General features: G+C 32.7%; 21 protein-coding genes. 19 read left to right on the top strand and 2 right to left on the bottom strand.

The window, feature by feature from the left end:
• Positions 1-19: 19 nt before the first annotated feature.
• From MM239_RS11070 to MM239_RS21200, 19 genes are all read left to right on the top strand, one after another.
• Complete coding sequence (locus MM239_RS11070; RefSeq protein WP_241348304.1) at positions 20-280, top strand: hypothetical protein; 261 nt, start codon at positions 20-22, stop codon at positions 278-280.
• Complete coding sequence (locus MM239_RS11065; RefSeq protein ID WP_241348303.1) at positions 277-822, top strand: hypothetical protein; 546 nt, start codon at positions 277-279, stop codon at positions 820-822. The genes MM239_RS11070 and MM239_RS11065 overlap by 4 nt, the downstream gene beginning before the upstream one ends.
• Positions 822-1,649, top strand: a complete 828-nt coding sequence (locus MM239_RS11060) for a DUF5712 family protein (protein ID WP_241348302.1) — start codon at positions 822-824, stop codon at positions 1,647-1,649. Before MM239_RS11065 ends, MM239_RS11060 begins: the two co-directional genes overlap by 1 nt.
• A gap of 209 nt (positions 1,650-1,858) precedes the next feature.
• Complete coding sequence (locus MM239_RS11055) at positions 1,859-2,305, top strand: helix-turn-helix domain-containing protein (protein WP_241348301.1); 447 nt, start codon at positions 1,859-1,861, stop codon at positions 2,303-2,305.
• 361 nt (positions 2,306-2,666) lie between these two features.
• Positions 2,667-3,848 carry a hypothetical protein gene (locus tag MM239_RS11050; protein ID WP_241348300.1) on the top strand — a complete coding sequence of 394 codons (1,182 nt, stop codon included), beginning with the start codon at positions 2,667-2,669 and terminating at the stop codon, positions 3,846-3,848.
• A 321-nt stretch (positions 3,849-4,169) separates the two neighbouring features.
• A complete protein-coding gene (locus MM239_RS11045) occupies positions 4,170-4,664 on the top strand; it encodes a hypothetical protein (RefSeq protein WP_241348299.1) in 495 nt (164 codons plus the stop codon).
• A 180-nt stretch (positions 4,665-4,844) separates the two neighbouring features.
• Positions 4,845-8,534, top strand: a complete 3,690-nt coding sequence (locus MM239_RS11040; protein WP_241348298.1) for a type IIG restriction enzyme/methyltransferase — start codon at positions 4,845-4,847, stop codon at positions 8,532-8,534.
• A complete protein-coding gene (locus MM239_RS11035; RefSeq protein WP_241348297.1) occupies positions 8,525-10,282 on the top strand; it encodes an ATP-dependent nuclease in 1,758 nt (585 codons plus the stop codon). The genes MM239_RS11040 and MM239_RS11035 overlap by 10 nt, the downstream gene beginning before the upstream one ends.
• Positions 10,269-12,377 (top strand): UvrD-helicase domain-containing protein, encoded by a 2,109-nt coding sequence (locus MM239_RS11030; RefSeq protein ID WP_262918625.1) that lies wholly within the window; start codon positions 10,269-10,271, stop codon positions 12,375-12,377. The genes MM239_RS11035 and MM239_RS11030 overlap by 14 nt, the downstream gene beginning before the upstream one ends.
• A 15-nt stretch (positions 12,378-12,392) precedes the next feature.
• On the top strand, positions 12,393-13,244 hold the full coding sequence (locus tag MM239_RS21095) for a toll/interleukin-1 receptor domain-containing protein (protein WP_317235633.1): 852 nt from the start codon (positions 12,393-12,395) through the stop codon (positions 13,242-13,244).
• A 253-nt stretch (positions 13,245-13,497) separates the two neighbouring features.
• Entirely contained in the window at positions 13,498-13,635 is a 138-nt protein-coding gene (locus tag MM239_RS11020) for a type II toxin-antitoxin system HigB family toxin (RefSeq protein ID WP_241348295.1), read from the top strand.
• A gap of 183 nt (positions 13,636-13,818) precedes the next feature.
• Complete coding sequence (locus MM239_RS11015; RefSeq protein ID WP_241348294.1) at positions 13,819-14,013, top strand: hypothetical protein; 195 nt, start codon at positions 13,819-13,821, stop codon at positions 14,011-14,013.
• Positions 14,014-14,248: 235 nt separating this feature from the next.
• Positions 14,249-14,491 carry a HigA family addiction module antitoxin gene (locus tag MM239_RS11010; RefSeq protein ID WP_241348293.1) on the top strand — a complete coding sequence of 81 codons (243 nt, stop codon included), beginning with the start codon at positions 14,249-14,251 and terminating at the stop codon, positions 14,489-14,491.
• Between the two features lie 439 nt (positions 14,492-14,930).
• Positions 14,931-15,539: a cyclic nucleotide-binding domain-containing protein gene (locus MM239_RS11005; RefSeq protein ID WP_241348292.1), complete on the top strand. Its 609-nt coding sequence runs from the start codon at positions 14,931-14,933 to the stop codon at positions 15,537-15,539.
• A 188-nt stretch (positions 15,540-15,727) separates the two neighbouring features.
• Positions 15,728-16,132 (top strand): helix-turn-helix domain-containing protein, encoded by a 405-nt coding sequence (locus MM239_RS11000; protein WP_241348291.1) that lies wholly within the window; start codon positions 15,728-15,730, stop codon positions 16,130-16,132.
• A gap of 676 nt (positions 16,133-16,808) precedes the next feature.
• Entirely contained in the window at positions 16,809-17,012 is a 204-nt protein-coding gene (locus tag MM239_RS10995) for a hypothetical protein (RefSeq protein WP_241348290.1), read from the top strand.
• A gap of 377 nt (positions 17,013-17,389) precedes the next feature.
• Complete coding sequence (locus MM239_RS10990) at positions 17,390-17,677, top strand: hypothetical protein (RefSeq protein ID WP_241348289.1); 288 nt, start codon at positions 17,390-17,392, stop codon at positions 17,675-17,677.
• A gap of 445 nt (positions 17,678-18,122) precedes the next feature.
• A complete protein-coding gene (gene avs2 / locus MM239_RS10985) occupies positions 18,123-22,274 on the top strand; it encodes an AVAST type 2 anti-phage system protein Avs2 (protein WP_241348288.1) in 4,152 nt (1,383 codons plus the stop codon).
• 359 nt (positions 22,275-22,633) lie between these two features.
• Positions 22,634-22,936: an HNH endonuclease gene (locus MM239_RS21200; RefSeq protein WP_394801503.1), complete on the top strand. Its 303-nt coding sequence runs from the start codon at positions 22,634-22,636 to the stop codon at positions 22,934-22,936.
• A 146-nt stretch (positions 22,937-23,082) separates the two neighbouring features.
• On the opposite strand, the gene MM239_RS10980 is transcribed toward MM239_RS21200, so the two are convergent.
• A complete protein-coding gene (locus tag MM239_RS10980) occupies positions 23,083-23,850 on the bottom strand; it encodes a hypothetical protein (protein ID WP_241348287.1) in 768 nt (255 codons plus the stop codon).
• 8 nt (positions 23,851-23,858) lie between these two features.
• Positions 23,859-24,049: reverse transcriptase domain-containing protein (locus MM239_RS10975; RefSeq protein WP_241348286.1), on the bottom strand; the 191-nt coding region annotated here is incomplete at its 5' end.

Below are 24,049 nucleotides of genomic sequence, written 5' to 3'. Positions count from 1 at the left end.
AAAACAAAAACGAGTTTCCATGAAAAGAACAGGAAATGTACTAAAATCAATCATGTTAGTGAGTTATCAAAATAAAGAAAAATATGTGAGCAAAATAAAAAACCACCTCTGTACTCTCAAAATTAATACAGAGAGAAATGAGGATTTATTAATCATTAAAAAAAACGACTGTACTGTAGCAAGTGGGAACTACGCTGAAGCGATAGTTCTTAAGCCGAAAGATTTCTACAAAGTTCCAATTACGGCTACAGAGTACAGTCAAAAACAGCTAGAAAAATGAAAAGAAAATCTATTCAATTATCAGAAGAGTTTCATACTCAACTTGAGCAAATGTCCGACAAGTTTCGACTCACAAAAAAAGAAGTGGCTGAACTTTCAATCAAATCCATTTACGAATTTGGTATACACCCAAAGGAAGTAAAAAGAGACCAAATTGCAGCCAGTATCCAAGCTTTAGATCATAATCAACAGGCTTTCATCAAACGGATGGAACAAGGCCCTTTAAGAGGGATGTCAGGAAGTATATCGGAAGTTCTCGATTCAAATAAAGCAATATATAATTCTCAGAAGCAAATAGCTCAAAATCTATTAGAACTGATAGAAAACTTAAAAGGCAGGCAAAAAACACTTGAAAACGATCTTGCGACAAATCAGAAATACAATAGGAGGATGGGGAATCTTCTGAAAGCGTTTTACGATCATATAAATAAGTATTATCCTGATATAAATAGTAAGAGCTATCCGAGATTGGGGATAGAGGGTAGAGAAATTTTGTCCTCCTTCATTGAAGAATATGAGAAAATATTTAAACCGGCAAGCTGATGTATATAGATTTTGGAGATAAAAAAGACCAAAGCAACAGAGGATCTTGTGCGGAGAAGGTGCAATATCTTGAAAAGGAAAACGAAGGGAAATCAGATTCTGAGAAAAGGTGTTTTTTTTCCCAGACTATGGATCATATTGAGCCTATCCGAGTGGAAGCACATATTGATTCAAATCATAAAAAGTTCAAGAAAACAGAAGCGAAATTCTACATGTTAATTATCTGTCCTTCCCAGAAAGAACTTATGCATATTAATTGCAGTGAAGAAAAACTAAAGAAATATACTAGAGCATATATGGATTCTTATGCTAAGAACTTTGGAAGAGGTTTGACTGGTGATGATCTTGTTTATTATGCTAAGATTGAAGAAGATCGAGTTGATAAAAAAACAAAGCAAAAAAAGCCAGGTCTTAATTTTCATGTTCATATTTTAGTATCAAGGATGGATAGAGAAAAAAGATATTCTCTGTCACCATGGACTAACCATATAAACACTGAGACTGGCCCTATCAAAGGAGGTTTTCATCGTAATGTATCTAGACAACAATCACAAGAAATTTTTGATAACTTGTTTGGATACCAAAGAGGTTTTGAAGAAACGTTTGAATATCAAAATCAAGTCAAAAAAGAGTTGAACAATGACCGAATTCAGAGGGAAAGTCAACCTAAAGAACAGATAAATCCTATCCCAAACGTCAAGCTTGAACAGCAGCTATTTTTTAATATCCTCTTTCCCATACCTTCTACAGAGTGGATCTACGAATTTGATGACCAAGAGCAGATATTGAAAAAAAAGAAGAAAATAAATCGTGGGATGTCTATGTAGGTGAACTAATCATAGGGGCTAATTAATGCTGAATTCATTTAGTTCTTATGCAAGAAAAGTTCTCTCTAATTGGAGATCGTAGAATATTTACATACAATAGATTGTCATTTAAACGAATTCGGGCATTTTTTTTACCCACCTTGGGTTAAACTACTGATTTTTTACTAGGCCAACATTATACCTTTAGAATACATCAAAACAAGGTTATTATGGAAACTAGTAGAAAATTAGAATTCATACTTAACAAATCGTTGTTAAGTATGAACAAAATTCATCAAGGTAGAAACTTTAAGCGCTTCAGAGAATTGCTAGGAATTAAGCAAGAAGCCTTAGCTTTTGAATTAGGTGAAGAGTGGTCCCAGAAGAAAGTATCATTACTCGAACAAAAAGAAATTATTTCAACCGAGGATTTAATGCGGCTTTCTGAAATTTTTCAAATCCCATTAATGGCATTCCTCCATATGGTCAATGGCGATTTATTTGATTTAATTATAAGCAACCTACAGTCAAGTTCTTTGAGTAATAATAGTGACAATAACGAGCTAACAAAACTAAAACCCGAACAACCAGACTTTTATATCAACTTTCTTGAAGAGGCAAAGTTAATATTGGCTCATCTTGAAAGTACGATTAAGAAAGCGGCACAAGAAGGTTAGAATTTATTACCGCTATTAAATTATAGCGGTTTTTTACTATTAACCATTTCCTTGTTCTTGTTATGCTTCATTTTTTGTCTGCTGAATCAGTTTGCTAAAAAAGGGTGGTGTAATAACAGGTGACTTTCTGATTTTCATTTTTTAAGTTAAAATCAAAATGCACAATTCTATTAAATCCAAATCAACTTTATTATTGTTTTATATCCGAATTGAGTGAATCCTTTATATAAAAAATTTAATTTCATATTTTTTTTAATTTCCGAATTAAAAAATTATATTTTTTTTTAAATCTTAATTTAATATTTTATATTGATTTTTTAATTTAAGCATAATTATTATTTTTAACAAACAAATAATAATTATGAAAAATCCATTTTCCAATTTTAATGAAGAGGAATTCGAGCGATTCCTAGAACGGTATTATTCTGAAAATGTCAAGTCACTTTTACATGAGTTTGGTATTGAGGTTTCGGCAGCCTACATCTCAGACTATTTACCGCCAAAGCAACTTGCTGAAAATTGTCCATTATGTAATGAAGCTTTAATGGTGAATAGAATGTCTAAATCCCAAGTCAGAAGAAAAGAACAACCTATTCCATATTGCAATTCATGCGGTCATCAAATTAGTAGTCAGTGTACTTGTAACACATGTAAGGAAATAAAATTAGAAAATCTTGAAAAAATCAGAGCAGAAAATCGACAGCCAAAATCAATTAAAGACTTTATTTTCCCAAAAAAAAGTGTTCAAATATTCGAAAATTACAATTTTAAAAAGAAAATAATTTTGGGGGCTTTAATAAATGAGTTTATCAGTGAAGACGAAAACTTAGTTAAAGGTTTCCCTGCTTATTCTGATAGATTGGCTCCAAATGATTACTTGAATTCTGAATATTTAAACATCATCGCTTCTGAAAATTTCTTTGATACTAATAACGACTGGTCATCAATTTCTCAATTGACAAGACCAGAGTATTTTGAAAAAATAAAAAAATATTTAAATCTAAAATTGAATATTGAAAGTGATAGCGAAATTGATTTAAAAAGAGTAATCCGAAATTTTTCTCAAGGCTTTGAAATTACAACAGAAGAACTATCTCCAGCCTTGGAGTTTTGGCAAGAGATAAATGCTCATGAAGCGATAGCTTATTTCCTCAAGGATCAACAGAATATGTTCAAAGGATACTTACCTGTAGAAAAAAATATGATTAATCTTTTTATAGATTTGGTACGAAGATATACTATAGGGGAAGTACATAGTTTAATATATACTGCTGGTAATTTAACTGCAAGGGAATGTCTTGAAAAGCAGATCGTACTCTCTCAGTGCCTATATAGATATCAGGAAAATTTAGAAGGATATGCAGTGCATGCTTCTAGAAACTCATATGTTTTAAGAAGCATAAATAGGGTTTCTAATTATAAAGCCTCCGTTGTAGCGAAGTATTTTTTTAGCAAAATATTAAAACTTCCAGATGATGGATATAATATAGTCCCATCTATAAACCACTTGAGAAATTTATTAAATTCTGAAGGAGAATTATAAATTTTCAAGATTAGCATCTTCCGTCTATCTATCACACACACATTTTACTTTTCACACAGTTTTTTACATACTTTCAGTTTAGGGTCATCAAATTTGTATCACTAAATCTCGCCAAAAGATAGCTTGTTTATGTTGTTGATATTTATGAATTAGTATTTTTATCACAATAACTTTTACATACAAGCTGGATTAAATTAAAGTCAGAGGGATTCTAAATAATGCAAAATAAAAACTTCTGTCCTCTAAAAATACCCTGTAGTTGGTATTTTTTTAACACTTTAATATACCTAGTTTTAAAGTTCTATTAAAACAAAAAAGATCATGGAATTGAAAAAGCAAATCAAAATTGTTTCTATAATGTCATTATTATTGTTTTTCAACAGTTGTGCTGTCTTAGATAAATATTCTTTTGATGCATCAGTTATAGATTTAAGTATATTTGAAAAAGAAGGCATATTTGTTACAACTGGTGACATTTCAAAAAGCTATAAGTCAGTTTCAATAATCATGGTTGACTGTTACCAAGGATTTATCCCTAAATCAGATGTCAAATCTGGAAAAGGGAGATCTCAAAATGCTGATTATGACAATGTTTATGGAGGGAGCAATACTTCATTTGATAAAATCAGCGATTATGATTTTAAAAGCTGTGAAATCAACGATTTGTTTGAGGAGATTATTTATCAAGCAAAAGGGACGGATGCTAATGGAATTATCAAGCTTGAAATAAGAAATATTTCCAAAGGCAGCATTGATGGGAAATCAAGTGTTCCCGGAATTCAAGTGATTGGTTTAGCCATCAATATTGAAGATTAAAATTTTAATGACTTTCTGAAATTCAGTTTATAAGGATTGTAGATTGTTTTACTTCTAATTTTGAAGTCAAAGACTGTCAAATTTGATTAAAAAACTAAAGTATCTGTTTGGTGTCATTGCAAATCTGACCAAAAACAAGCAAATTGTTAGTTGGAATTTTTCAAAAACAAATCAGGGAGAATGGACCATAAATTTCTTAAACCACGACAGGCATTAAATAAGGCGTTTTTAAAAGTTAAACCCGTTAGAACCCAGATTGAGGTTTTTAAAGGAAATTTAATCAGACTTTTTGATCAAATCAATGAATCAGAATCAGAGGAGTTTCATAAAAATCTCGTCTCTGACTTTCTTAAAAGAACGTACTACGAACCAGATTTTTCTATCAATACCAAGGGTAGAAATGATATGGTTATCCATAACGGAAAAGATGCCAAAAGTCCTGTTGGGGTGATCTTGGAAACCAAGAAACCTACCAATAGAGCGGAAATGCTTTCTCTTTCCCCCGAAGCTAAATCAATCAAAAGCCTCAATGTTAAATCTTTTCATGAATTGATCTTGTATTTCCTAAGGGAAAGAATCACTCAAAATAACCTTGAAGTCAAACACCTTGTGGTGACCAATATCTATGAATGGTTTGTGTTTGATGCTTCAGTTTTTGAAAAAGCTTTTGCGCAGAACAAGACTCTGGTGAAGGATTTTAAGGCTTTTGAGGAAGGTAGGTTATCGGGAAATACAACGGATTTTTTCTACAAGGAAATCGCTTCCCGGGAGATTGATAAACTGGAAGGTGAGTTACCTTTTACGTACTTCGACTTGAGGAACTATGATAAACCGCTCAGAAATGCGGACAAAAAGGATGATGTAAAGCTGATTGCACTTTTCAAGTTGCTTTCACCGGAACACATGCTTAAACTGCCTTTTTCGAATGACAGCAATAACCTTGATAAACGGTTTTACAGTGAACTGTTACATATTATTGGACTGACAGAAACAAAAGAAGGTGGTAAAAAGCTGATTGGTAGAAATAAGGAAGGTGAGAGAAATACAGGAAGTATTCTGGAAGATGCTATCATTCAGTTGGATAGTTTGGATAAAATCAGCCGATTGTCTCAACCATCTCAGTTTGGGAAGACCCATCAAGAGCGACTTTTCAATGTTGCCCTTGAGCTTTCGATCACTTGGATCAACAGGATTCTGTTTCTTAAGCTTTTGGAAGCGCAACTCTTTACTTATCATAAAGAAGACAAGTCTTACTCCTTTCTAAGTCTTGACAAGATCAAAAACTATGATGATCTAAACAGCCTTTTCTTCCAGGTGTTGGCAAGGAAATTTGAGGATAGAAACCCTGATGTCAAAGCACTTTTCGAAAAGGTCCCTTATCTCAATTCATCGCTTTTTGAACCAACTGATATTGAGCATTCAACTTTATTTATCAGCAATCTGAGGGATGATAAATTGATTCCGATCATTTCTTCTACTGTGCTGAAAAACGAGCAGGGAAAGAAAAGAACAGGCAAACTGTCTACTCTAGAATACCTCTTTGAGTTTTTGAATGCTTATGATTTCAGTTCAGAAGGTTCAGAAGATATTCAGGAGGATAACAAAACGCTGATCAATGCTTCTGTTCTAGGATTGATTTTCGAGAAGATCAATGGCTATAAGGATGGATCTTTCTTTACTCCGGGTTTCATCACCATGTATATGTGTAGAGAGACGATTCGGAGAGCTGTCGTTCAGAAGTTCAAAGAAGAAGGATTCAAAATTTCAGAAGGTTCTGAACTTTCAGAAAGTCTAGATCAAATCTATGATCAAATAGAAGATCGGAAACAAGCCAATGAAATCGTCAACAGCATCAAAATCTGTGATCCTGCCGTGGGTTCCGGACACTTTTTGGTGTCTGCACTCAATGAAATGATTGCAGTGAAAAATGACTTAAAAATCCTGCAAGACCGAAATGGCAAGCGGTTGAAAGAATATCAGGTGGAAGTAGTCAATGATGAATTGATCGTGACTGATGAAGAGGGTGAGCTATTTGAATACAATCCTTCTAACAAGGAAAGCCAACGCATCCAAGAAACCCTGTTCCATGAAAAGCAGACAATCATTGAAAACTGCCTTTTTGGAGTAGATATCAATCCCAACTCGGTGAAGATTTGTCGATTGAGGTTATGGATTGAGTTGTTGAAAAATGCTTATTACAAGAATGCCACGGAGCTAGAAACTCTCCCTAACATTGATATCAATATCAAATGTGGGAATTCCCTTGTAAGCCGATTTGCTATCGATGCGGACTTGAGTGAGGCACTGAAGAAAAGTAAGTTCTCGATAGACAGCTATCGCATGGCAGTGACTACTTATCGGAATGCACAGAATAAAGAGGAAAAGCGAGAAATGGAGCTACTGATCGCTGAGATCAAGTCAGACTTCCGATCTGAGATTGCCAACAACGATCCTAAGATTAAAAGGAAGGCGAAGCTTGGAGGAGAACTCTATAATCTCACTATGCAGACTGGTCTTTTTGAGGCATCAGCCAAGCAAAAGAAGGATACCAAAAAACGGGTAGAAAAGATAGAAACTGAATTGGTGAAGCTTTCTACCGAAATCGAAGAGATCAAGAACAATAAGATTTATGAAAATGCCTTTGAATGGAGGTTTGAGTTCCCGGAGGTGCTGAATGATACGGGTGATTTTGTAGGTTTTGATGCGGTGATTGGGAATCCGCCTTATGTAAACGCTATAGAATTGAAAAAGAGTTTACATGAAAAAGAATATGCTTTTTATAAAAATTCCTACTCGACTGCAAAAGGATCTGTAGATTTATATATATACTTTTTTGAACTTGGGTTTATTATTTTAAGAGATAACAGTTATCTAAACTACATCACTCCAAATAGATTTTTGTCTGCTAGCTATGGTTTTGCATTAAGAGATTTTTTGCTAAACAAAACAAGTATCTTAAATATTGGTGATTATTCCAACGTAAAGGTTTTTAAAGAAGCATCAACATATCCAGTCACAACGTTGTTTAAGAAGTTGCCAAATAATCATAATCTAAAGTCATTCACTTTTATTGATGAATATCAGCCAATCAAATTCAGAACTTATAAAACGGAAGATTTATTTTCTTTAAATGACTTTATTCTTGGCTTTGTTTTGAGTGAGAAATATGAAATTGTAAGTAAAATCATTACCCAATCTGAACCACTAGGAAAGTGCGGAATAATTAACGCAACTTCAACAGCAAAAGAAGCTGATGATTTTAACGCATACATAAACGAAAGTGAAGGTTTTAAATTAATTAATACAGGAACTATTGACAAGTTTACTAATACTTGGGGTGAAACTTCTCTTGTAGATAAAAAGAAAAAGTATTTAAGGCCATTCTTGCCAAAATCAAAAGAAATTTTAGGTAAAAACCGGTTTGAATTATATTCAAGACCAAAAATAATTCTTGCAAAAATTGCAATTACACCTGAAGCATATTACGATGAAAAAGGAGAATATGCTTCAGTAAACACAAATTGCATTCACTCCTTTTCAAAACAATATCATCCTGAGTATATTTTAGGCTGGGTGAATTCAAAACTTTTTCGATATTTATTTGAATGCTTTTTTGATGGACTAAAAATGTCAGGTGGATATCTTTTATATTCTGCTCCTAACCTTTTAAATACATACATAAAACGAGCAACAAGTCAAGAACAAAACAAGATTGTTTCTGAAGTTAGAAAAATCATAGTTGCAACTACAAATAATGAAAATGAAAAAATCAGAGAACTTGTACAACGTATTGACCAAATGTTTTATCAACTTTTTGATTTGACTGAAGAAGAAATAAAAATCATAGAAAAAGAAGAAAAATGTATCTAGACGAACTTAAGCTAAAGAATTTTCGCAAGTATCAAGATTTAACAGTGCCTTTCAACAGTGGGCTTAATGTATTAATTGGTCAAAATGATTCAGGTAAAACAACCATTATTGATGCTATTAAACTTGTGATCAAAACTCATGCCTATGAATGGATGAAAATTGAAATATCCGATTTCCATAAAATGAAAGATACAGATGAAAGAGCTGATAAAATACGTTTTGAGCTTATTTTTAAAGGTTTAGAATCTAATGAAGCAAAAAACTTTATTGAATGGTTGGGTTGGGAAGGCGAAGGAAAAGAGGCTAAACCCATCCTACGTCTCATATATCAAGTCAGTAGAAAAGAAGATAGAATATTACCTTCAGAAGTTAAAGCTGGTATGGATGAAGATGGCCACCCATTAAATGCAGAGGCAAGGGAGTATTTAAAAGCTACATATTTAAGAGCTTTGAGAGATGCAGAAAATGAACTTTCTGCCAAAAAGAACTCCAGGCTATCACAAATTCTTATTGGGCATAAATCTCTTAATAGCAATCCAAAAAATTCACATCATCCTTTAATCCAAAGTTTTGAGAAATTCAAAGTAGAAGTTGACGATTGGTTTAAGGCTGGGGAAGGAAAAACTGAAATAAAAGATAAGATAGATGAAGTGATAGGTAAGTTTATAAATGAAAAAGAAGCACTTTTTACATTTGGGAAAAGTGAAATAAAAGATATTCTGGAAAAACTCTCACTTTCTTTAGTTGGGGAGGAGAACCTTGGTCTTGGCACTATGAACAGATTATTTATGGCTGCTGAACTACTACACCTAAAAAAAGATAATTGGGATGGTTTAAGACTTTGTTTAATTGAAGAACTTGAAGCACACTTGCATCCACAAGTACAACTTAAAGTCATTGATTATCTGCAAGAACAGTGTAATAAGAAAGAAAATAAGGTTCAGATAATTCTTACCACGCACAGCCCCAACCTTGCATCAATAGTTGATCTTAAAAACATCATTTTATGTAAGGATAATGATGTTTATCCTATGGGAGATCCTGAATCTATCGAACCTATAAAACCTGATAAATACACAAAACTTGAAAAAAAGAACTATGGATTTCTTGAACGTTTTTTGGATGTCACACGGTCCAATCTGTTTTTTGCTCAAGGTGTTATTATTGTAGAAGGCATGTCTGAAGAACTACTAATTCCCGCAATAGCTAGGAAAATTGGTTGTAATTTGGTTGAGCATGAAGTGTCAATAGTAAACGTTGGAAGTACAGCTCATTTACATTATTCAAAAATATTTCAGCGAAATGATAAAAAGATACTAAACGTGCCTGTCTCAGTTGTCGCTGATTTAGATGTTAAAGTTATAGATGGCAAAATGGATGTGGAAAAAGCAAAGGAGAAGCGTAAATTAATAGAAAAAATTAAAGACCAAAAGGTGTGCACTTTTATCGCAAAGGAGTGGACATTAGAATGGTGCTTATTCAAATCTAAAATTTCAGACAAATTTCAAGAAGTTGTCAAATCTGTCCATAGTGGAACAGCTGATTTCAACACAACATTTGAAAATACTTTGATACAAAAATTGATTGGCAAAGAGCGTTCTAAACTAGATAAAGCAGCAATTGCTAACCAATTAGCAATAGAAATAGAAAAAATGGAAAGCATTAATGAGGAAGATGAATATTTAAAGTATTTGATAGATGCTATTAAGTATGCTTGCAGAAAACTAAAGTCTGATGAGGCAAATTGAGATTTCAATAGAAGATATTCGTGAAGCGGAATCCCTTTTACTTGATAAAGGTGAATCATTTGGTGATGAAGGAAGTGAACGCATAGCGTTTATTAGAAACCTCAAAATATGTGATCTACTCGCTGTGCCTGGAAGTGGGAAAACTACTGCTTTATTAGCTAAACTATATTGCTTAAATAAGCATTTACCGTTTGATGATAACTCTGGAATTCTAGTTTTGGCACATACGAATGCAGCTATTGATGAAATAAAGGATAAGCTTCAGCAATATTGCCCGAAGCTTTTTCAGTATCCAAATTATATTGACACAGTTCAAAGCTTTATTAATAGATATCTAACTGTACCAAGATTTATACATAAAAATGGTGTAAAACCCTACAGAATTGACAGTGATTTTTATTCCAGTGAGCGTGAAAAGCTCTTAGATACTTTCACCGTGATAAGTGAAGTAAAGCATCTTTTCAATACTCCGAAAATTGATTGGCTATACACATATTCTTTTAGAGAATTTGAAGAAGCGCCTAGGCTAAGGATCGTTAAAAGCATAAGTACGGATGAAGAGGTTGATATCAAAAAGCCAAAAGGTAAATCTAAAAATTATCAAGATTGGAACAATCAGACAAAAGAAAAGGTAACTGATAATCTTATCAAGGTTAAAACAACTATTTGGGATAGAGGAATTTTGAGTTATGATGATAGCTATTTATTTGCATCAAAGCATATTGACGATTTCTGCGAATTAAAAACATTATTACAAAAAAGATTTAAGTATGTTTTCATTGATGAAATGCAAGACTTATTAAAACATCAGATAGATATTATTGACAAGATTTTTTTTACAAAAGTTAGTTCCAGTATTATACAACGAATTGGAGATAAAAACCAAGCAATTTACGGGCCTTCCAAAAGTGTCGATGTAGAAAGCGTTTGGGAAACACGCCAAGATTTTGCCCAGAGTAAATATATAGACCTTGTACTAGCAGGCACAAACAGACTAACCAAAGAAGTTGCTCAAATAGTAGATTGTTTGGTTTTAGATAGGAAACCTGATTCCTACAAAGTAATTGGTAAAAGAATATTAGAAAAGCCTGTGCCCCCTGTACTAGTAGTATTCAGTAAAGAGAAAAAGAAAGAGTTACCCGCCTTATTCAAAACAATAATTAAAGAGCATCAGCAAGCCAAGCAAATTCCAATATTTGATAAATATGGTAATCAGCCTAAATTCAACTTAATTGCTTGGAGTGGAGAATGGAATGAAGAGCGGACAGAGAAAAATAAAGATAAAATAAGGTTAGAAGATATTGTTCCCTATTCCAGAGAAATAGAAGGCAAAAAGGAGTTTCTAAACTCATTGTCTGACCACCTCTTAAAATATGATAAAAAGAAACAAACTTTGGAGGCTATAAGAAAATCCATTCTGAATGGACTGATACATATTTTAAGGCTTGAACGAAAAACATATCTGTCAATTTTGAGGCAAAGATCGATCAATAGGTTTTATACAAAAAGTAAAATGATTGAAGAGATCAAGGAGCGTTCGGATTTCGATTATGATTTTTTTAAAGAGGAACTTTATAATTGGTGCTGGCAAACAAAAACCGGGAATGAAAAAACAGCTTACAATAAGATTAAAGATTTTGTTTTGAACAAATTTAAGCAATGGTTTAATCTTGAAATCAATTCTGAAACCTTGGCTTTTTTAGGGACTGATTTTACAAATGGGCAAATGTTGCAATCAGAAATAGATGTGAAAGTTGAAGATGACTTAGAAGTAAATGTAGGAACTGTACATTCCGTGAAGGGGCAGACCCATTGTGCTACAATGTACGTGGAGACGTCCTATTACAAATACGAAACAGAGAAAATAATTACGCCATTATTTCTAGAAGGTCATAACTGTATTGTAGGTAAAAGAGATAGTAAAGGGAAAGAAATTGATATAAGAAAGAAAGAAGCATTAAAAATGATGTATGTTGGTTTTTCGCGACCTACTCATTTATTATGCTTTGCAGCATTGGAAGAAAATGTAACATGTCACATTGATAATTTTAAAAAGGCTGGTTGGAGAATCGAAACAAGGTTATTGAATAAATAAATATAATTTCCAGATATGAGCATTGATAATATAGCAAGACAAATAGTAGTCGTTGACCGTGAAATAAATACGATTGAGAAAAGTATTCATTCTATTAATGGTATTATCAGCCGTAAATCAAAAGAAGCTCATAACGTTCTAACTAAGATTTCAAGAGAAAAAGATTTGAAACGAGTTCTCACTTTTCAGAAAGAAGTGAGTAAAAAGAATGAAGAAATTAGTAAGCTTGAAAAGGATAAAACAAACAAGTCCAAAACATTAGCGGCTAAGAAGAAAAAGAAGCATGACCTGCAAAGCAAGCTAAATAACGAAGAGCAGAAAGGACGAGATAAAGCAAAAAAAGAGCAAAAAGAAATACTGACTTTGCAACAGCAAATAACACGAGAAATGGAGAAGCAAAAAATGCAATCCATTCATTCATTTGATGTTTTGAAGAAGCCTCAACCCATTGACCAAACGAACTATGATGTTTTTGTTTCGCACGCTTCGGAAGACAAAGACGAGTTTGTGAGAGATTTTGTAAAACAACTTCAAGAAAATGGACTTAAAGTTTGGTATGATGAATTCACATTGAGAGTTGGCGACAGTCTCAGGCGTTCTATAGATAATGGTTTGAGAAATTCGCGCTACGGAATAGTGGTTTTATCAGAAGCTTTTTTTAGCAAAGAATGGCCGCAAAGAGAACTGGATGGACTTTTTGCACGAGAAGTGAACGGAGAAAAAGTTATTCTACCAATTTGGCATAAAATCAGCAAAAATGAAGTAATGGAATTTAGTCCAATCATTGCTGATATGTTGGCTTTAAATACTTCAAGTTTCACAATAGAAGAAATAGCAAAAGAAATTTCAGATCGAGTATTACATTAGAATGATTTTATAGTTTAAAAAATCTCTAAAAAGTTTTCATAACGAAAATTTTTTTATGTCTTTAAATTTAATAATTACAGATTTAATCGAAAAATATCATTTCCTTAAGTGATTTGGTAAATTTCTATGAAAAGCATCCTGATGCTAAAGCTAGCCTAGAAACATGTATATCCATTACAAAAGGGGCTGAATGACAAAACATTGGATGTAGTCAAAGACTTTCCTGATTCTGATCCAGTCAAAAAAAAATCGGATGGTATTTAATAAAACAAGAAATAAATATCATCTAATTGTCCATATCAGTTACCTCAGACAATGGGTCTTTATCAAGTTTATCGGCACGCATGCTGAATATGATAAAGTTGATGCCAATACAGTTGGTCAGTTTTAAACCGTAAAATCAAATCTAAGATATGAAATGGGATAAAATCATCACCACGGAGCAGAATATGAAAATGCTTTAAAGAGACTTTCTTCAATATTTGATGCCAATCCAGATAGTCCTGAAGGAATGGAAGCAGAGCTATTGGTTACACTTATAGACAAGTATGAAAAGGAACATTAATCTATCGCATTGCCTGAGCCTATTACTGCTATCAAAGAAGCAATGGAAATGGCAGAGATTAAATATAAAAACTTAATCTCTGCCATTGGCAGTAAGACTACTGTAAGCCTTGTACTCAATCTTAAGCGAGCTTTGACTATAAATATGGACAGAAACCTTCACGAGCTCTTGGGATTGCCTGTAGAGGTATTAATAATGAGTTGAATGGTAGTCAGGAGTTGGTGAAATAATTTTTTTATGGAAATTGTAGTCATTTATATAATTAAAAAATCACTTTAATTTTAAGATGAAATTTTCAATGCTAACATATAGACATCACTTTGATCCGTTTAAGTTTAAGCATTAAATGCCATTACATATGATGTGAGCGACTGTTAATATCTGAATTATGAATAAAATTAATTGCTTTTTTGTTTAGACTATTAAGAAATACATTGCTATGAAAAGAGAAATGAAACTATCGCATCCTGGGGAGATACTAAAAATGGAAATTTTAGAAGGTAGAAGTTTAACAATTAGCAAGGCTGCAAAGCTCTTAGATATATCTGGCTCAACTTTAACAAATATAGTTAATGGTAAAACTGGCATAACACCAAGCCTTGCTTTTAAAATTGAAAAGGTATTTGGCGGCTATGCTAAGCTTTGGATAAGACTACAAGCAACCTATGATTTAGCTAAATAAGTGGTGGTGGTACTAATCTTCAAAAAGAGATATACTTGAATCTGCAATGTTTAGAATCTAGTTGTAGAAATCTTTAAGTAAAATAACCACAAAATCATCGATTCCAGACAATATGCATACATATTCCAAGTAATGTAAAGAAACCACAGAAGAAGAATTATTTTAAATTGTTCTTCCCATGTTGCAAATGATTTAGGGGAAAATAAAATCACTTTTCTGTTCAAATTCCCTCAAATTTAATCAAGAATTCCTGTTATAGGGATTTTTCAATAATTAAGGAAAAAAGGTAGTTTTGGAAATGGATAATCAAAATTCCCACAATTTTTTGTGAAAGTATTGGATATAGTACAAATAGCGCAATATTGTGTCATTTGACACTATTTTTTAATTTTCAGAGTAATTTTTTTTGATTAAGTAATTTTTATTCAAAAATTTCGATATGAACCTATATGTAAAAAGAGAAATTTACGATTTAATTCTAAAAATTCATCTAGTATCTTTTGCTGAAATAAATCCAGTATTTGATTTTATGATTTTACAAATCTGTAAAAAAAATGAAGTATTAAAAAGTACAAATGAAGTAGAATTAAACAGCAGAATTATTGTGAAAGGATATATTGGGCTATTTCAAAAAGTCAAAAATAAATTTATTTGTAGACAAATTTATGTTCCTGGTTCAATTGCTTGTGATTTCAACTCATATTCAAATTCAGCTAAAACAGATTTGAAAATCATGGCATTAACTGAATGTGTTTTTGGTGCACTTAAAAAATCAGATGAAGAGCAGATATTAAAATTTAACCCTAGTTTAGCAATTTTGGCTGTCAAAATTAACCAATCTTGTAATATTTATTTAGATAAATGGATGAGCTTTAAAAGTATTCCAAATAACCGCAAGCTCAATGAATTGAGAAAATCGTACCCAAACCTCATAAATATTCTTCCAGATCAATACATATACGAAGCTCTAGGGATTTCAAAAAGAACATATTACAGAATAAAAAGCACTGAAGGTAAAGAAAAAGAAACTTTAATAAATCCAAAATAACATTTACCTATAGAGAGAATCGTTTTAAATTGTGTCAATGTGTTCAAGCACCTTTTATATAATGTTATGACTAGAGTTAAAAAAAATAAATCTCAAAATTTATTCAGTAAATCAATAAGTTACGATGATGAGTAGAAACACCTTTTAGGAAAAGGAACTAAATTTTATTGATTTAAAATTTTATAAATATGGTAAATGCACAAAAAATCATGCGAATACTGAGAGAATCTAAAGACTTCTCTCAAGAGTATGTAGCTAATGTATTGGACATTAATCAGAAAACTTATTCTAATCTCGAATCAGGAAAAACTAAATTAACCTTAGAAAGGATTAAGCAGTTAGCAGAATTTTACCACATTAAGCCAGAATATTTTTTGTCTAATCAATTGCCCATAATTAATTACAATAATTCAAAAATAAATAGTCAAGATAGTGAGCTTTTTCCTAATTTATTAGATACACAAAAAGCAAAATTGTTTTATGAAAAAATAATATTTGAAAAAGAAAAAATTATAAAAGAAAAAGATAAGCAAATAATCATTCTTATGGATGTTATTGAAATTTTAAAATCAGAATTTAAATTCCATGGATGAAAATTTAAATTCCAATTACACTATTTTCAAATTAATGTCGTCCGACTAAATTTCGAAATTAGAAAAAAGTCCTCTAATATCATTTTAGAGGACTTTTTGTTGGAGTTCAAAAAGTACCCCTGTCCAGTAAGGAATAATTGAGTTTGTACTTTCTGAAAGTCTTTTTGAAATCTATTTTTAAAGTAAACTTTGGTATGGAGAAGAAATTTTTCCAGACTGATAAATAAACATGAATTTTTTGCTGCCACCATAACCATGGTGGAAAAATCCTCCGCGTCTTTTATTCGCTTGTGTAGGAGTGTAAATAAGAGGTTAAGGATTAACGCCATCCATATTTGGGTTTTGGTTCCGTTCTCGCTGTCCAGCAAAAAATATTTAAGTTCGAAATTCTGCTAAAAAAGTACTTCTATTACTTTTCTGTTCTTGTACAATAATGCCACCTTGACGGCATCCAATCCCTTGAGGTTGGTTATAAAATCCAGTTACATCAAGAAAACTAAACAAGGCAAGCCAACGGATCCGAAGGATAAGGATTTTTTGTTCTATGACGGTGATATTTCCAAGATTATTGATCAATTAAAGGAAATTGACGATGCCAAGTTGATCATCTCTAATACTTCTATTGAGCTTTAGTTTTTATATCATTACAAAAATCAGAAGGCTACTATCACGAGAGATGAATATATTAAAGAGCTGTGTAATCGTAATAAGAACAAGTACATACAAAAAAGGAATAATTAAAAAAAAACTAGCAGACAAGCTCAATACAGATTCTAAAAAAGCCTGTGAAATAGCCAAAGAATCCAAACTTTTCAATAATCCCTCTTCAAATGTCTATTCCTTTATTGAAGAGTTGGAGAATGCGAAGAAGCTAGAGTAGCCTCTAAATATTTTGCACTCTTTGCATTAACCTTGCAGTGAAATCAACTCAAAATCATCGATTCCAAGCCGTATGGCCACATGCTGCAAGAAATGCAAAGAATGCAAGAAAGGGGCATCATTTTAAATTTTGTTTCCCCTGAAGCAAAAGCTTTTGGGGAAGTTAAATGAAATTTTTATACGAAACCATTAAAATTTGATCAAAAATACCCTGTAGTTGGTATTTTTTAAGAGTTGAGAAAGGGGTAGTTTTACGAGCGGTATCTAAAATATTTTCAAGTTATTGCGCAAGATTTTCTCTGTAGAACAAATAGTGCAATGGATGGGAAGAGGACCTGACATAGATAGTCAAATTGCTTAGATTAAACTAATGAAATTATGGATAATAGATTTTCTAAATTCAAAAACTGGATTTCTTCAAGCTTTCAATTAATAACAATTGTGCTTCTTGTTTTTTCAATCATAATGATCTTAAATCAACGTCAGGACATTAATGAACTAAAAAATCAAATAAATAGCATGGGTAATACTGATGATTTAAGTTTGAATTTTTATGATATTGAAAGTAAGTTGGATGACATTGAAAGTAAATTATATGACGTTGAAAATAATCTGATTAGGGAGATTGAGGATGTGAAAACCACTATCATGATCTGGAGCGATTAAAAACTAGTAATAAATCTTTGCACTCTTTGCAGGAATTTTGTCGGAATTTTATTTCAAAATCAGCATTTTTAAGCCATTTGATCGCATACTGAAAGAAGTGCAAAGAATGCAAAAGTAATATGTTTTTAAATTTTTCTTCCTCTGAAGCCACAAGGCTTTTGGGGAAATAAATTTAATATTACTTAAATTTCACTTTAAATTAATTAAATATACTTATTAGTTAGTAATTTATTTATAGGCGTAATTTTAGGAGGAGGTAATAGAATTATCTGCAATTTATTTTGTTATTTGCTCCATTAAGCATAAATCTTGAAGTAATTTATGCTTTGGAAAAGTTGCCATCTTTACGATAAAAGCTATCAGTCTCTTTTTAAAAAATTTGGTTTTTTCTCAAACAAAAGCATGGCTAAAAACTAAATAATAATTATATGCAACCACTAGTTGAATGAATAAATTAGAAAAAATAAAGCCTCTTGTTGAATGGATACTTTCTTGGGTATTCAAACTGAGGCTACGAAAAACCTATTGGAGCATTTCAGTTCCTTTAGCATTGGTAATTCTGGGAGAAATCGCGAATAAACTGGAGTTCGTAGTAAAAGTAACAGCCAAACTTTATCAAGATGCTAATGATACGTGGCTAGAAGTATTTTGGGGAGCAATACATTTTTGGGTAAGTATAAGCCTTCCTTGGTGGAGCATTCTGTTGATTATTATTTTGCTTCTTCTATTTACATATGTATGGCTTCAAGAGATAAAGGCTAAAAAAACAGGTATTGAAGTAACAGTTGAAAGTATTACAGGCAACATTTTCAACCGCCTTTCAAAGGATATTGATGACAAGATTGAAGGTATTAAGTCGGAGTTAACATTTCAACCTAATCAAGATTGGTTCAAGGAGCAATGTAAATCATCAATTGATGACCTAGGGAAAAGATACACTCCTGAACTAAATGTAAAACTTGAAATATCTGAAATATTCGAAGGTCTGGGACGAACCAATCAGTTTAAAAGGAAGGTAACAAAGCAATTTGATCAGTTTCTGATAAAAGGGAAAAAGGTATTAAAGAATCAACCTGAAGTTAAAGAAAGTCTTGAGAGCTTGGAAAATGAATTTGATGAATTACAGAATTTATTTCACAATACTGATTTCTTAGGAACTGCACCAATTCCGATAAGTGACTTTGAAGACTTATTGAACAAGTCTCAAAGCTCTGTTCAAGATATTTATAACTACTATATAACGGAAGAACGTAAAGTACAAAAAGAAAAAAAGGACTACCAATATTATCATAAATACGGTACTGAATTAAGAAACATTAGAGAGTTTGAACACGAGCTTTCTACTTTTCAAAATTTAATTCATGGCTCTTCATTCAAACTTGCGAATAATCCTTTTTTATTATTAGATGGTGAAGCTGGCATTGGGAAATCACATTTGATTGGAGATATAGTTTCAAGGAGAATTAGAAAAGAACATGAAAGTGTTTTTCTTCTGGGGCAGCATTTTGTTACGGAAGAAGATCCATGGACACAAATTTTCAAAAGACTTCAAATCAACTCTAAGTCAGCAGATTTTCTTAGAAAATTAAATAAACGAGCCGAAGAGTCCGGAAAGAGAATAGTTCTTTTTATTGATGCGATCAATGAAGGAAAAGGAAATTACTTCTGGAATGAGTTTGTAATAAGCTTCATTAATGATATAAAGAAATATGAATGGCTTGGGCTTGTATTCACTATAAGAACTTCCTACAAAAATTTAATTTTTCCAGAAGAAGAAAGGTCTAGTCTGGAAATAGTAGAACATCATCATTATGGATTTAGGAATATCGAATATGAAGCAAGCAAATTGTTTTTTGACAATTACAGCATTGAACTGCCCAGTGTACCATTTTTACACCCAGAATTTCAAAACCCACTCTTCTTAAAACTATTTTGTGAGGGGATTAATAAGGCAGGATTAACCCGCATCCCAGATGGCCTTCAAGGCATAACTTCAATAATTAACTTTTTCGTCAAAAACGTCAATATTGTTTTATCGAAACCAAAAAGAGTTGGGTACTCAGATAGTTTAAACCTAGTACTTAAATCCATTAATGCTTTAATAAAGTGCAAAGTTGACAATGAACTTAGATATGTGCCATATGAACAAGCTTATGAAGTCGTCAATGAAGCTATTTCAAGTTTTATCGACAAAATAGGATTTATAGATGAATTAATTACAGAAGGTGTAATATCAAAAAACCTCTTTTGGAAAGAAGCGGATGATTATGAAGAGGGAGTTTATTTAGCCTACGAGCGATTTGAAGACCATTTAACTGTTCAATACTTGCTTGAACAATATCCTGAATTAGAAAAAGATTTCAAAGAAAATGGCAAACTCTACAAATACGTAGAAAATGAAAACGCAGTTTATAGGTACAAAGGACTAATTGAGGCATTTTCAATTCAAATTCCTGAAATCAAAGGGTATGAATTTTATAGCCTTATTCCTGACCTAAAGGATAAATATCCAATTGTTGAGTCTTTTGTTGAAAGTTTACTTTGGAGAAAGGTAGATACCATTAATGAAGAGTCAAAGAAATATGTAAATGAACATGCATTATCCTACCAAGGTACACATGATTATTTCTGGGAAACTATTCTTGCGGTTACAGCAATACCAAACCATTTCTTCAATGCCCACTCTTTACATAATCATTTACTCAAGTTCTCACTTGCTGACCGAGATGCAAATTGGACTCAATTACTTAAATACAAATATGACAATGAATCATCAGTAAAACAGCTTATTGATTGGGCATGGAGCGAAACGGACAAATCGCACATCTCGGATGAATCAGTTTTACTTTCGAGCATTACCTTGTCATGGTTTCACACTTCCACCAATAGAAAACTCAGGGATTGTTCCACAAAAGCATTGATTTGTTTATTGCAAAATAGGCTTAATGTATTGTTAGAGCTCCTAAAAATGTTTGAAGGAGTTAACGACCCTTACGTTTATGATCGTTTGTTTGCAGTTGCTTACGGTTGTGCAGTGAGAACAAATAAGAAAGAGGAATTAGCAGTCTTAAGTGATTATATATACATAACCATATTTAAGGATAAAGATGAAGTTTATCCGCATGTTCTACTCCGTGATTATGCAAGAGGAGTAATTGAGTTTACAAGTTTCTCGGGTACTGAATTACCTTTTGATATTGAAGATGTAAGACCTCCATACAGAAGTTTATTTCCTCACAAAATCGTGACTAATAAGAAAATCGATAAAAAATACAAATTTGATTATGACGCTAAGGACTTCAAAAAGCATTATTGGTCTCAGAATTCGATTCTTAGTTCAATGACAACCGAATACGGTCGAGGTACTGGTGGATACGGAGATTTTGGAAGATACACTTTTGAAAGTGCTTTAAGTTCATGGGATGTTAATACAAACCAGCTTAGTAATCTTGCTGTTGAGTGGATTTTTGAAAAATATGGTTATGACGTAGAAAAACATGGAGAATACGACAGAAACACTAATTCATATGAAAGGCGAGCTTCTACAATTGAAAGAATTGGCAAAAAGTACCAGTGGATTGCTCTTTACGAAATGGTAGCGCGAGTTTCGGACAATTTCAAGAAATATGAAAGATGGAGTTTTGAAAAGGAAAAAGAAGTGCCATACCAAGGTCCTTGGGACCCTTACATAAGAGATATTGATCCAACATTGCTTATTAGTGAAACAGGTAGTTATGATGAAGACGAGCCTCGAGATTTCTGGTGGGTTAACAACAAAATATTTAACTGGGACTGTACAAACAAAAGCTGGGTGAATGATTCAAATGTATTGCCTAAAATGGAAGAAATCATCCAGGTTAAAGATGATCTGGGAGAAGAATGGTTGGTATTGGAGGGTTACCCATCTTGGTCAGAACCGAAAAAAATTGGTGAAGAAAAATGGGATCAACCACATAAAGAGCTGTGGTGTCACATCAGAAGTTATCTAGTTAAAAATGATGAGTACGACTCATTTAAAGATTGGGCTATCGAACAGGAATTCATGGGGCGTTGGATGCCTGAAAGTAGAGACAGATACGAAATGTTCAGCAGAGAATATTATTGGTCACCTGCTCAGGACTATTTTATGTCTGAATTGTATGGAGGCACTGAATGGACTGAAGTTCATGACAGGAAATCAAGGGAGTATGTAGCAGAAGTCCATGTAACTGCACAAAGTTTTTTATGGGAGGAAGAGTTTGATAAATCAAAAGAAGAACCTATTAGTTTTTTAAAACCAAGTACCGTTATTCATAAGGGTATGGATTTAAAATATAGTCCAAGAGAAGGGGAATTTGTTGACGACGCCAAAGTGGCACAATGCTTTGCACCAAATGTTTATCATAATTCGAAATCATATTTGCTTGTTAGAAAACATTCTTTTTTGAAGTTTCTAAATAAAAATAATTTAAAAGTTGTTTGGACGGTATTGGGAGAAAAGCAAATAATTGGCGGTCGATCATTCGGAACTGAGTATCACGGAAGATTAGAAATTAGTGGTGCTTATTATTTTGAAAATGAAAAATTGAACGGAACCATTAAAACTAAAAAAACCTAGTACAAGATTGATTCATATAAATAATGGCTGAAGTGTAAAAACGAAGGTCTGTGCATTTAATAAAGTATAGTAGTGGTAGATATTTAATAGAGGTCAAATCTGTTAATGATCTTAGGCTTGACCACGGACACGACTTGAATAAAAAATCTTTGCACTCTTTGCATAAACCTTGCAGTAAATTGACTTCAAAATCATCGATTCAAAGAAGGATAGTCACAAACTGCAAGAAGTGCAAAGAATGCAAGAATTTACACTTATTTTAAATTCCCGTCCCCTAAAGCAAAGGCTTTAGGGGAATAGAACATAATTTGGTGATTTTAAAGAAAAACACTTTCTTCAATAAAGCTAATCCTTAAAGTATGGATTTTCAGTCTCTGGTTTTAATTCTATCATTAATAGCAGTATGGCTATTTAAACGATTGATATGGTCTATAAAAAGAAAACGTAGGCGTGATTATTACAGGAATATTTATCTGAAGTCAGATGCCTGGCAAAGAAAACGTTATATTGTATTAAGAAGAGATAATTGGCAATGTGTATATTGTGGTGCTCCAGCAACTGAAGTTCATCATAAACGATATGCAAAAAGAAAACTAGGAAAAGAACCGATCAAGTGGTTGGTTTCTGTTTGTTCAATATGTCATGAATCTCTCCACAAGTGATTTTGGCAATAGAAGGATTAAATGTAAATTAATTATTCCTAATCAGTTATTTCAACTTGATTCAAATCAATTCAAATTCATAAAACCATTGACTTCTGCCCCCTATTTTGTCCCCCTAAAGCTGTAACCATTTGGTTTTAATATGTTTAAATAAGTCCTGTTCCCGCTACTAGACCGGCAAAAGAGGCATAATCGAGGTTCAACTCGGGGATGCCTCTTTGTTTTTTACTTGTAACTTGCTGTAGATGAGCAACATACAAAAAGACAAAATTTATCCTAGAAGTTCGACACTCATCTTTTTTTCGGTCATAAAATATGCCTTCCGGAAAGATCAATTTTTGGATTTGTTGTTTGGTCACATAATCACAAGAATCCCACTTCTGAGCCAGTTTGGTGGAGAAATCCATCGCTAAATCAATGCACTTTTCAAGGTTCGACCCCCTCTTTGACGATTTCGCCAAAAGTTTGTCTGTTTCATCCAATTCCTGCTTGAATTTTTTTACATAACGATAGTAGAGTTCACTGTCAATCTCCTCATTGATATAGCGCTCTTCCAACCTCATAATCTTTTTCTCCAATTCCTTTTTCTTATCTTTTAACACTTTCCATTCATCTCCCTGTTGACCTGCAAATTTGTTGAATGTGGCCACTGTCTGTTCCCTTATCAGTTTTGTCAGGCTTGGCTCAGCACTTAGGTTGAAGTAACCAAGTATCTTTTTAAAATGCCCATTTAGCCATTTCGCACTTCTATTATTTTTGCAGCCAATCGTGCAGCACTTGTAATAATACAGCTTTTTACTTTTTACAATATACCCTCTCATCGATTTACCACAACTGTTGCATAGAAGGAATCTTTTCAGGGGGATTTCATCATTTTCCTCCTTGATGGAATAGCCATTCGTTTTCCTATCCATGATTCCGTTTACTTTACCTTGTCGAAGAACTTCTCCAAGTCCAAGTCAACTGCATAGCTATATCCTCCCGTAATGTAATCTCTACACTTCTTGAGTGCTTGATGGGCGCCGCCACTTGGTCTGAACCCATAGCTATGGTCGCTAAACTGTGGCTCGTATAAACCTGTGAGTATTTGGGAAATGGCTTGTTGAACCACCC

The sequence above is a fragment of the Belliella filtrata genome (assembly GCF_022549775.1).
Lineage (GTDB): Bacteria > Bacteroidota > Bacteroidia > Cytophagales > Cyclobacteriaceae > Belliella > Belliella filtrata.
Note: the sequence above shows the minus strand (reverse complement) of the source record. Positions and strands in the feature narration are given on the sequence as shown.

Coding starts and splice junctions, on each gene's coding strand:
- MM239_RS11045 (WP_241348299.1), top strand. CDS start 4,170: ATGGAATTGAAAAAGCAAATCAAAATTGTTTCTATAATGTCATTATTA.
- MM239_RS11030 (WP_262918625.1), top strand. CDS start 10,269: ATGAGGCAAATTGAGATTTCAATAGAAGATATTCGTGAAGCGGAATCC.
- MM239_RS11040 (WP_241348298.1), top strand. CDS start 4,845: ATGGACCATAAATTTCTTAAACCACGACAGGCATTAAATAAGGCGTTT.
- MM239_RS11010 (WP_241348293.1), top strand. CDS start 14,249: ATGAAAAGAGAAATGAAACTATCGCATCCTGGGGAGATACTAAAAATG.
- MM239_RS11070 (WP_241348304.1), top strand. CDS start 20: ATGAAAAGAACAGGAAATGTACTAAAATCAATCATGTTAGTGAGTTAT.
- MM239_RS11055 (WP_241348301.1), top strand. CDS start 1,859: ATGGAAACTAGTAGAAAATTAGAATTCATACTTAACAAATCGTTGTTA.
- MM239_RS21095 (WP_317235633.1), top strand. CDS start 12,393: ATGAGCATTGATAATATAGCAAGACAAATAGTAGTCGTTGACCGTGAA.
- MM239_RS11060 (WP_241348302.1), top strand. CDS start 822: ATGTATATAGATTTTGGAGATAAAAAAGACCAAAGCAACAGAGGATCT.
- MM239_RS10980 (WP_241348287.1), bottom strand. CDS start 23,850: ATGGATAGGAAAACGAATGGCTATTCCATCAAGGAGGAAAATGATGAA.
- MM239_RS21200 (WP_394801503.1), top strand. CDS start 22,634: ATGGATTTTCAGTCTCTGGTTTTAATTCTATCATTAATAGCAGTATGG.
- MM239_RS11005 (WP_241348292.1), top strand. CDS start 14,931: ATGAACCTATATGTAAAAAGAGAAATTTACGATTTAATTCTAAAAATT.
- avs2 (WP_241348288.1), top strand. CDS start 18,123: ATGAATAAATTAGAAAAAATAAAGCCTCTTGTTGAATGGATACTTTCT.
- MM239_RS10995 (WP_241348290.1), top strand. CDS start 16,809: ATGAATATATTAAAGAGCTGTGTAATCGTAATAAGAACAAGTACATAC.
- MM239_RS11050 (WP_241348300.1), top strand. CDS start 2,667: ATGAAAAATCCATTTTCCAATTTTAATGAAGAGGAATTCGAGCGATTC.
- MM239_RS11020 (WP_241348295.1), top strand. CDS start 13,498: ATGGTATTTAATAAAACAAGAAATAAATATCATCTAATTGTCCATATC.
- MM239_RS11035 (WP_241348297.1), top strand. CDS start 8,525: ATGTATCTAGACGAACTTAAGCTAAAGAATTTTCGCAAGTATCAAGAT.
- MM239_RS11000 (WP_241348291.1), top strand. CDS start 15,728: ATGGTAAATGCACAAAAAATCATGCGAATACTGAGAGAATCTAAAGAC.
- MM239_RS11065 (WP_241348303.1), top strand. CDS start 277: ATGAAAAGAAAATCTATTCAATTATCAGAAGAGTTTCATACTCAACTT.
- MM239_RS10990 (WP_241348289.1), top strand. CDS start 17,390: ATGGATAATAGATTTTCTAAATTCAAAAACTGGATTTCTTCAAGCTTT.